Below are 9269 nucleotides of genomic sequence, written 5' to 3'. Positions count from 1 at the left end.
CCCTTAATAATGTTTATTGGCTCCATCATGGGTTAGTAAATCTATATGAACGATATACAAAACTACGTCAGACTTAAACTGAACCGCCGTATACCGAACGGTATGTACGGTGGTGTGAGAGGTCGGAGGCTAGGCGCCTCCTCCTACTCGATTTATGGCACAAACGGGGCAGTTTAGTGCTGGGGAGGAGGAGTTGAAACTTCACGAAATCTTCATGTCCTGAAATCACTCCATTTAACCGTGAACTTAAATTTAAGGGTGATGAAATCCTGCGATTAAACGAGTATTTGTGAGAAAATCGTATTAAACTAAGGGAGTTCAAGAAAGTACTAACGCAGCAGTTTTCAATACTTCGGAGGCAAGTTAATTAAAGAACCCTCCAAAAATCATCGTTTTGAGAGGGTTTTACTTTATCTAAAAGTTTGTAGAGTTGGAGATTAAATATGTCTCAAAGGATTGCTCAAATTCTACGTCACATAAACAACCGTTTTGATATATTTTCTTAGGCTTGGAAATCCGCATAATTTTGTGATGCTACCTCTATATAAACTTCCCCATACTAAATGAGTAAAAAGTTATTTGGAGTAATATGATTTTTTCTACTGTCAATTAAAGCAATACAGTGAGCCAATCGCTCTACCCCTAGTTTAATTTGACTCTCGTTCACTTGAGAGATGCTTAATCGAACGAGATTTTCCTTTTTATATTCAGGTAAAAACATTCTAGAGGCATCATCAACATAAATATGCTGCTCGTTTAGCATATGAACTACCTGTTTTGCTGTCACATTCTCGGGCAAACTGATGGATAGATAGAATCCTGAAGTCGGTTTAGAAAAATGAGTATTAGCCGGTAGCAATAATTCACATGCTTCTTGAAGAATTTGCATTTTAGTACGGTATACCTCTTTTACTTTTTTGAGATGGCTATTAAACATACCACTTTTTAAATAGATTTCTAGCGCACCTTGAGAAAGTGCTGAACTATTAAAATCTGAACTAAATTTATATCGTAAAAAATTGTTAATCATTAATGTAGGAAGAACGACAGTACCAATCCTTAACCCTGGAAGAAAAATTTTCGAAAAGCTTTTAATATAAATCACTCTCCCAGAAGGATCAAAAGAAAATAAAGGATCTGATTTTGGATTTGGATCAAGGTMTCCTAAAATATCATCCTCCACTATATATACATCGTATTTTTCAGCTAACTCAACGATTTTTTTCTTTTCACTATTCGTGTAACAATGTCCAAGTGGATTGTGAAATCTCGGGATAATATAGAAAAATTTTATATCATTATTTCGAAAAATGTATTCCAGACGATCAAGATCAATCCCTTCCATTGATAATTCAATTCCAAAAGTAGTAGCTTGATGCAGATTGATGGACTCAATGAATCCGAAATAAGTAGGCTGTTCAATTAGAATATTGTTTTTTCCATTTGGAAATGGCATAGAAACTAATAAATTAAGGGCTTGCTGCGAGCCAGATACAACGACTACTCTTTCAGGTTGAGTGAACACCTGTAAATTCTGCATATACTTCACTAACTGTACTCGTAATGAGTAAATCCCTTGTTGATCAGAGTATGTAAAAAGCTCTTCTTTATATAGTTCAATTGCTTGATTCATACAATGTTGAAATTCAACATAAGGCATAATGTTTTTATCTGGACCAGCAGATAAGAAATCAATCACCTCATTTTCATTCGTCGCATCTTGAAATTCATTCACAACATAGTAGCCACTTTTAGGAACAGAATAAATTAAATGCTCTTTTTCTAGTTCGATGTACGCTTTAATAACCGTATTTTTGCTACATGAAAAATACTCAGATAACTGACGAACAGAAGGGAGTTTACTACCTGCAATGAGCGATCCATCTGCTAGTCGAAGCTTAATTTCTTCCATTATCTTAATATATTTTGAGTTCATATATGGATCCTCCTTTAACTGTACCAGGACAGATAGGTAAAAAAATGGTTTATTTTCATTGTGTGTACCCATTATTATTTTAATTATATCAGAACTATTTTTAAGAAAAGTAGAAAATGGTACAGAGGTGATACAAACTATAAAAAATGGGGGTAGGATAAGATGCAGAGAGAAACCAGAGAGAAACTTGGATTATTGTTAGGATTAGTAGGTGTCATTTGTTTTAGCTTAACACTCCCTGCTACAAGTATTGCAGTAAAGTATTTTGGGACTACGATCGTCGGTTTAGGAAGAACAGTTGTTGCTGCTATTTTAGTAGCTGTGGTATTGATCATTCGAAAAGAAAAACTACCTTCTCCAGGCCAATTCAAAAGTCTACTTATTGTTGCTGTTGGTGCAGTTTTAGGATTTCCTCTCCTCGCTTCTTGGGCAATGGAATCCTTACCTGTTTCTCATGGAGCTGTGGAATTAGCCCTGTTACCGTTAGCAACAGCCGGATTTGCTATGTTTAGAGCAGGTGAAATCCCTTCTCTCAAGTTCTGGATTTCAAGTATAATCGGCTCTTTAGCTGTCATTATGTATGCACTTCATCTTGGATTCGGTCAATTGCAATTTGCCGATTTAGCTTTACTAGCAGCAGTGATTATACTGGGACTTAGTTACGCAGAAGGGGGGAAATTAGCGAAAGAATTAGGTAGCTGGCAAGTAATTGCTTGGGCAATTATGATCGGTGCTCCATTTTTCATTATTCCAGTTGGGCTAAACCTTACAACTGAAATGTTCCATGCCCCTTTACAAGCTTGGGTTAGTTTTATTTATCTCGCAGTTGTTAGTCAGTTTTTAGCATATGTTGCTTGGTATAGCGGAATGGCTATGGGCGGAATAGCAAGAGTTAGTCAGATTCAATACTTACAACCATTTTTGATGATTCTATTTGCAACAGTATTTCTAGATGAATCCATCACATTTTTCACTCTTGTAATAGCAGTGATTGTTGTCTTTTCTGTTATATTAGGCAAAAATGCTCACGTATCAAAAAACGGAGCTGTATCAGAGAAAAACTAACTGTGTGTTCAATTGAGATAGCTATCGCATGTCATATAGCTTATAGAACGACCGAATTGTATTAGATGAAGAAGTTGTCATGAAAATAGAGAATTGTGGTTAACAAACCGTTATCCTATAGAGAAATTATAAAATTAATGATAAGGAAAGATTCTGAGAGGAGAAAAAACATGTATATTCCTGCACATTTTAAAATTAAAGACGAAACACTTGCCTTCGACATTATGAGGGAACATAGTTTTGCGACTCTTTTTTCTCAACATAATGGAATGCCCTTTGCGACTCATTTACCGTTAATTTTGAACAAGGATAATTCATACTTATATGGACATTTTGCTCGTCCTAATCCTCAGTGGAAAGACATCAAAAATCAAACCGTCTTAGCTATTTTTCATGGTCCGCATTGTTATATCTCCCCATCTTGGTATGAGACGAATAAAGCAGTACCAACATGGAATTATGTGACCGTTCATGTTTACGGAGAAGTCGAACTGCAAGAGGATGAACATGAGTTAATGAGCTCCCTACATGATATGGTATCGAAGTACGAAGCTCCTGACAGTTCATACAGTTTGCAAGATGTTGATGCTGAGTTTCTCACTGGTATGAACAAAGGAGTTCAAGGATTCAAAATAAAAATTAACAAAATAGAAGGGAAAGCAAAGTTAAGTCAAAACCATCCATTGCAGAGACAAGAGTCAATTGTTAATCAACTGGAACAAATTTCAAATACAGATGAGCAACAGATTTCATTATTAATGAAAGCAAACCTAAAAAAATAACGTTGAATGTTACTGCACTAACAGGAGTGTTGATCCAATAAGGATTAACGCTCTTTTTTTTGAACTTCTTTTAGATCAATTCGGTGACGGAATATATGAAGTAATAAAAGTTTATGACGGAGAGGGTGTAAGCAACTTTCCACCGCAAACGTGCGATTATTACGTTCATATGTATCAAAAGCAAGTGTATCCAAGAAATTAAACCAACCCAAATACGTTGTAAAAAGAAATAATAAAGCCATTGAAAAAATGTTCATCATGTTATTCCGGAATCGAGCTATTTAATCGAATAAAACAATGCATAATCGATAAAAAACACAAAAAGCGAATTGTTTTTGAAATGGTTTCAAGATTAATTAAAGTAATTTTTTCTATATATATGGGGATAATTCAGAGAGGCTTCTTCTTATGAAGTTTTGTAAGGTGAAAATAAAATTCCCCTGAAAGGATGAAATAAATGAAAGTGGTTACAATTTCAACAGTAGATGAACTTGTAAACGCAGTTGGCAATCAAGCGATTGAAGTAATTCGTGTGAAAGGAAAAATAAATGAAAGTCCTTCGTTAAACTTGTCACCAGGGCAACAATTACTGGGTGAAGGTGATTCAATGATAAAATTTAAGAGAGGTATTGATGGTATTGAGGTAAGTCGGGACAATAAGATTGAAGGATTAACATTTATAGTTGAACCTAGCTGTCGAGCAATTTTAAACAGACCAGATGTAGATTCACTCGGAACATTAAGCTTAAAGAATGTAAAAACAATCGGACAAATTCAACTATTAGCTACTGGTTCTGTACGTTCGGGGCATGTAATTGCACAAAATGTGGAAGTAATCGAAGCGGATACGAGGGAACTGCAGGATCGACCTAAAGGATTTGGTGTATACGTCTTGCAGGGAGCCTTCACATTATGGAATCAACAAACCGATTCGAACGTGACAATTACAGCTCATCTTACTGGTCTAAGGGCAGGAAGTAATGAAAAACCTGTTCAAGGAAGTGGCATATTTGTTAGTGGGGCTGGCGATGTAGGCGGTCGACTCGAAGTGGATATGTTAGAAACAGGTGAGATACACTCAAATGGTGGAATTAATCAAGGCACGCCAGATGTCATTTCAGGTGGTGTTTTTGTCGTTTATGGTGCGCATGTGAAAAAGGTTGTGAATAATGGTTCTGTGACGACGTATGGTGTGAATGATATGGTGCTAGATAATTGGGGAATGGTGAACGAATGGATGGCAGAAAAGCGAATTACTTCTCATGGGCCAAGTGGTATTGGTTTTGTAAACTTTAGCGAAATCGGGACGCTGCGTATCCTTAGTGATATCGAAACGTACGGGATCGGTGCTCGGGGGTTTAATTTGTATGATGGAAGCTTAAAATATGCAGAATTTAAACGGATTGTTACTCATGCAAATGCTGCTGTTGGTATTCAAGTCAGTCGACCTCTAGGAACATTAGTCGTGCATGAAGATATTGAAACATTTGGAGGTGAAGGGGAATCCTTAGTAAAGGGAGTCATCACGCAACTATCTGCCGACGGATTAAGTGTCAAAGAAGGCGGTAAAATTGATAAGGTCGAAATTGGCGGCAGAATCGTTACAAATGGGCAAAATGTTCGAAGTCTTCACGTACAAGGTGAAATAAATACAATAACGGTCAAGGGTGGAATATTCTCAAATGGATCTGGATCGAAGGCAGTATTAATTGAAAATGGTATCGTCCCAATAAACGGTATTAAAATATATGAACAATCAGCAAAATAAAGAAAAATTTTTCTTAATAATAGTCCTTATTGGAGTTAAGACAAACTATTTGGTAGATCAGCTACTGAGGAGGAAAAAACAATGACAAAATTAAATATCGGAATTATCTTAGGAAGTACACGCCAAGGACGTGTAAGTCCACAAGTAGGAGAATGGGTAAAAGGAATTGCTGACAAACGTGGCGATGCGAATTATGAAATCGTAGATATTGCAGACTTCAATTTACCATTTGTATTTACAACTAATGGTGATGAACCAGGATTAARAGCTTGGTCAGAAAAGCTTACTAATTTAGATGGGTTTGTATTCATTGTGGCAGAATATAATCATAGCATCACAGGTGCATTAAAGAATGCATTAGATTCAGCTCGTGACGAATGGAATAATAAAGCTGCTGGTATTGTAAGCTATGGTTCAACTGGTGGTGCTCGTGCAGCTGAACATTTACGTGGAATTTTAGGAGAATTACTAGTTGYAGATGTTCGTGTACATCCTACATTGTCATTATTTACAGATTTTGAAAATGGAMGTGTTTTCAAACCAGCTGAACACCACCCTAAAAATGTAAATGCTATGCTTGACCAAGTTATTGCCTGGAGTGGTGCATTAAAAACTTTACGATAAAAATCATTCCAAACATTAGTAAATGTGAGGAGGATTATAGCTATTCCTTTTTTGTGATAGCGTAATAACGGTTTAATGATATGAGTTCAGATCATTTTGGCTTCGTGGAGGCATAGTGAAATAAAGGAGTCATAATAAAACTTCATATTCTACCATGTAATGCACATTTTCTCCACGCCGCCCCTGGAGGCTTTCCCTCCCATGTCAACGTGTCATAAAATATGCCCTCTCATTCCTTCGTCATGTCTATCTAAGGGGTGGAGGCCAGTATTCTAACCTAATGGGTCGGTGCCTTTTTATTGAATAACTCTGGTACTCCGTGCATCTTTGAAATCCTACGAATAAGAAAACATTCGATAAAAGATAGCTGAAAATCAACAGTATTCAATAAAACTACGCTGCGGGGAGCTGTTAAAGGATGTAATTTTTCTGGAGAATAGGAGCGGGAACAGTAGGTATTATCGTAAACGTTATATTCGGTGTACTTTCAATATTATCTACTATCTTTTTGGTGCCAAAAGATGCCGGTAAAACATCTAATGCTCCTAAAAAATTACCAGCTTGAAGCCCTGTTGTAGAATAATAGCAGTTGGAAGTGTAAAACGCCACATTTAGTGGCGTTTTCGAAAATAATGAAAGGATGAAGAGTTTATGAGAAGTGAATTAATGGAAATGTTAGAATCTCGTAAGGATGAAATTATTGAAATTCGCAGACATCTACACCAAAATCCTGAGCTTTCTTTTAAAGAAGAAAAAACAGCTCAATATATTATTGATTTTTATAAAGGAAAGGATGTAGAAGTTCAATCTAATGTAGGTAATGGATACGGAATTATCGTGACAATTAAAGGTGAAAAGCCTGGAAAAAACATTGGTCTGCGCGCTGATTTTGATGCGCTCCCAATCGTCGAAGAAACGGATGTACCCTTTATATCAAAAAATGAAGACGTTATGCATGCATGTGGTCATGATGGTCATACAGCCTACTTGTTAGTTTTAGCGGATTGCCTAATTCAATTAAAAGATGAAATTCCAGGTACAATAAAAATTATTCATCAACATGCGGAAGAAGTTCCGCCAGGCGGGGCAAAGAGTATTGTAGAATCCGGCATGCTTGACGATTTAGATAATGTATTTGGAATTCATCTGCTGCCAATGGGCCCAGCAGGAGTTGTTGGGTATCACGCTGGATATTCTTTTAACGGCAGGGCTTATATGAAATTAAAAATTCAAGGTAGAGGTGGACATGGTTCCTCACCACATCTAGCGAATGATGCCATTGTGGCTGGTGCTCATTTTGTTACAGCCGCTCAAACGATTATTAGCCGTCGATTAAGTCCTTTTGATATTGGTGTGATTACGATTGGTTCTTTTGATGGAAAAGGAACATTCAATGTAATTAAAGACAGCGTAGAGCTTGAAGGCGATATCCGTTATATGACTGTTGAAACAAAGGGAACAATTGAAAAAGAAGTTAAACGTCTTGTAAAAGGACTTGAAGAAGAATTTGGTGTAACATGTGATCTAACATATACGAATGATTATCCACCTTTATATAATGATCCTGAAATAACAGAAAAGGTTGCTGAGTTTCTCAAGAATGCAAATGATAAAGATATTAAAGAAGTAAAGGAATTTCCAGCAATGCCACCATCTGAAGACTTTGCTTACTATGCTGAAAAATTCCCTTCCTGCTTCTTTTACATTGCTTGTACACCTAAAGGAGTAGAAAAACCTTATTTTAATCATAATCCTAAATTTGATATCGATGAAGATGCCCTTCTCGTGGCAGCAAAAGCAGTAGGATATGTAGTTTGCGGTTATTATGAGTTAGATTAGGAAAAAGAATAGAATTGTTTGTAAGGTGTGGTATAGATGACCACATGGTTCGGTGTATTAGATAATTCTATTGATAAAAAGCAAAACGAATACCGAGACAAGCTAATAAAGAAGAAAGCGAAAAATCCATAGTATCATTGAGTTTGTGTATCATGAAACCACAAATGGAACATCAATTATCAGGAGCTGATCAGCAGCTCTTTTTCTTATGGAACGAAGGGGTAGGTTAGTGAAGGGGGGGATTTCCATTTTTCACCCAAATGAAAAGGTGTCAAATGGTATGATTGAAAAAGAAATTGTACAGAACTTAATTTGTAGGGGGAAATATATTCTTGAAAATGGTTAGAATTATCTTAACAATAGTGGTTATTGTTCTATCAGGTTATAGTCTAATAACTCAAACCTTTGAGTTATTTCCGTATTATATGTTGTTCCTTGGGGCACTTACGTTGGTGACAGGATTAGCCGAACTTCAAAAAGATAGAAAAGGATTTTGGGGGTATATGAATATTGCTATCTMTTTATTTATTTTCTTTGCTTCCATACAGGCTTTCTTATGGAACTAAAGGGAAGGTTAGTTCAATAAGGAAGGTTGTCTTTTGTGTCGGATAAGACACAAACTGTGAAATAAAAATGAAAAAGAAAGAGTATCATATTACTCTTCCTTTCTGTCTATTTTATACTTGTCTAACCTTAATGAAATGTCTCTAAGTAAAATGTTTCTTTCCTTTTGAGTTTTGAGGAAGCTGATTAAAAACCAAACAATAAATGCTATTGGAATTAAATAAAATAGTATACCTGAAAGTGCCATAAAGTCTACCCAGTCCATTGTTTCTCTCTCCAATCTTTCTATATTGGGGAATTATAGCATATTTGTTTGATATATTCTTAAATTGAACGGAATCCCAAACTATCAGAGCTGTCTTTAAGGCAGCTTTTTCGTGCGCCCGGCATGGGTGCAATCTATAGGGTGAAAGTCCCGAACCATGAAGGCAGTAGTAGTGGTTAGCTTAATGCAAGGGTGTCCACGGTGACGTGGAATCTGAAGGAAGCAAGCGGCAAACCTCCGGTCTGAGGAACACGARCTTCATATAAGGCTAGGTATCATTGGATGAGTTTGCGAAACAAAACAAAGTCCTTACTGCCGAAGGTGGTACAGAGTAAATGAAGCAGATAGATGGAGGGAAAGATTGCACTCTTACCCGGGGAGGTCTGATGACAGCCAAGTACACTTGGTAACCTGTCCAGTGATGGA

At 36.5% G+C, this 9269-nt stretch carries 8 protein-coding genes; 6 read left to right on the top strand and 2 right to left on the bottom strand.

Going from position 1 to position 9269, the window contains the following annotated elements:
- Positions 1-559 precede the first annotated feature (559 nt).
- Positions 560-1936, bottom strand: a complete 1377-nt coding sequence (locus AC1DUW_RS15260) for an aminotransferase-like domain-containing protein (RefSeq protein ID WP_477642882.1) — start codon at positions 1934-1936, stop codon at positions 560-562.
- 162 nt (positions 1937-2098) lie between these two features.
- Here AC1DUW_RS15260 and AC1DUW_RS15255 point away from each other — a divergent pair, with 162 nt between their 5' ends.
- The 6 genes from AC1DUW_RS15255 (at position 2099) to AC1DUW_RS15230 (ending at position 8580) form a co-directional block, all read left to right on the top strand.
- A complete protein-coding gene (locus AC1DUW_RS15255) occupies positions 2099-3001 on the top strand; it encodes a DMT family transporter (RefSeq protein ID WP_053344633.1) in 903 nt (300 codons plus the stop codon).
- Between the two features lie 170 nt (positions 3002-3171).
- The gene (locus tag AC1DUW_RS15250) at positions 3172-3783 is read left to right on the top strand and encodes an FMN-binding negative transcriptional regulator (RefSeq protein WP_053344634.1); all 612 of its coding nucleotides are present in this window, start codon (positions 3172-3174) and stop codon (positions 3781-3783) included.
- Between the two features lie 457 nt (positions 3784-4240).
- Entirely contained in the window at positions 4241-5551 is a 1311-nt protein-coding gene (locus AC1DUW_RS15245; RefSeq protein ID WP_201783545.1) for a hypothetical protein, read from the top strand.
- Positions 5552-5632: 81 nt separating this feature from the next.
- Positions 5633-6175 (top strand): NADPH-dependent FMN reductase, encoded by a 543-nt coding sequence (locus AC1DUW_RS15240; RefSeq protein ID WP_477642881.1) that lies wholly within the window; start codon positions 5633-5635, stop codon positions 6173-6175.
- A 651-nt stretch (positions 6176-6826) separates the two neighbouring features.
- Positions 6827-8014 (top strand): amidohydrolase, encoded by a 1188-nt coding sequence (locus AC1DUW_RS15235; RefSeq protein WP_053344637.1) that lies wholly within the window; start codon positions 6827-6829, stop codon positions 8012-8014.
- Positions 8015-8352: 338 nt separating this feature from the next.
- Entirely contained in the window at positions 8353-8580 is a 228-nt protein-coding gene (locus AC1DUW_RS15230; protein ID WP_477642883.1) for a DUF3953 domain-containing protein, read from the top strand.
- 89 nt (positions 8581-8669) lie between these two features.
- Here the strand turns inward: AC1DUW_RS15230 and AC1DUW_RS15225 are convergent, their stop codons facing one another.
- Entirely contained in the window at positions 8670-8843 is a 174-nt protein-coding gene (locus AC1DUW_RS15225; protein ID WP_340455101.1) for a hypothetical protein, read from the bottom strand.
- Positions 8844-9269: the final 426 nt, after the last annotated feature.

The sequence above is a fragment of the Peribacillus sp. P4_C12 genome (genome assembly GCF_056402095.1).
The sequence above is the reverse complement of the archived record's forward strand: the minus strand, read 5'-3'. Positions and strand labels throughout refer to the sequence as shown.